At 50.4% G+C, this 1,222-nt stretch carries 1 pseudogene; it reads right to left on the reverse strand.

Features of this window, described 5'->3' with window-relative positions:
• Positions 1–5 precede the first annotated feature (5 nt).
• Positions 6–1,047: pseudogene (locus L3N51_RS12300) on the reverse strand (ISH3 family transposase).
• Positions 1,048–1,222: the final 175 nt, after the last annotated feature.

Consider the following 1,222-nt stretch of genomic DNA (forward strand, 5'->3'; position numbering starts at 1 on the left):
CAAAATCACCCCCTTAAAAATAAATCAAAATAAATAAAAAGCGGTTCTATACTTTTAATCAATCGTGATAAGAACTTATTTTGTATTTCATCTATAAAAAGCAAATGAAGGAGAAGCTTGAAGTCAGTCCTCTTAACTTCCCCCTTGAGGAACAAGAACAGCGAGTAAAGGAACGTGGCCAAAACGAAGACGAGAAGGCGGAAGACCCAGCTCCTGGAACAGGTGAAGGGGAGGAAGCCCTTCACCTCCCTGTAGGAAGTCTCGATGGGGTTCCTGATCCTGTCGTAAAGCCTCAAGACCTTGTCCTTGGGCAGGTCGAGGTTGGTCGCCCTGGCGAAGTACTCGACGTGGGACCTCCTTCTAGTCACTTCACGACCGTGGACGATCAACCTGAAGCTGACTTGATCAGTCCTCCTCTTGCTCGCGGTGGTGTAAGGGCCGTCATACTCCTCGTAAACCTTGACGTCGCCCACCGGGACGCCCACAATGTACCTAAACTGGGAGAGGAACTTTATGACCTCTACTGTGTAGAAGCCTGCGTCCAGCGCTATTATCCCAATCTTAAATCCCAGGGAGAGGACCTGCTCCACGAGGATTTTCACCACTTCGTCCTTGCTCATCCCGTTGTAGCGCGTGAAGGCTAGGATTACGGTTTTGCCGTTGTAATTCGTAGTAGCTGTGGCGTAGTTCCACTGGTATCCCTTATCCCCGCTTCCCAGCCCCTCCACCCTCTCTCCCCAGTACTTCACCCCCGTCCAGTCTACGCTCACGTCCACCTCCTCCACCCCCTTCAACACCTCCCTCGCCACTTCCTGTACCTCCTGGAGCAGGCGGTCCGCTACTTCTATCCCCTGTTCCTCCACGTAGTTCCTCACGGTCTGTGGGGATATATCGTAGCTTCTCGACCTGTTCTCCACCGAGTCTCTCCACAGGCAGGCCGAGACCAACGTCTTCGCTACCTCTTCCCCTCCCCTTGAAGTTTAGCGAGGAAAGGGTTATATATCCTAGCTTCTGGATGTTTACGTTGTGGGAGAGTAGGGTGATCATGGGTAATATCACCATCCTAGTATTACCCACTCTCCCACAAATTTCTTTCTCCAGCAGAGTTCAGTTTGTTTCATGAGTTTTAATTCACATCCTCTCCTCCAGTCTAAAATAAAGCTCTAGTGATTTTTTCATAAACTGAATTTGGGGAGTACCGTTCAGGGCGGGGTAGCTCACC

This window comes from Metallosphaera javensis (ex Hofmann et al. 2022) (assembly GCF_022064045.1).
GTDB classification, from domain to species: Archaea; Thermoproteota; Thermoprotei_A; order Sulfolobales; family Sulfolobaceae; genus Metallosphaera; species Metallosphaera javensis.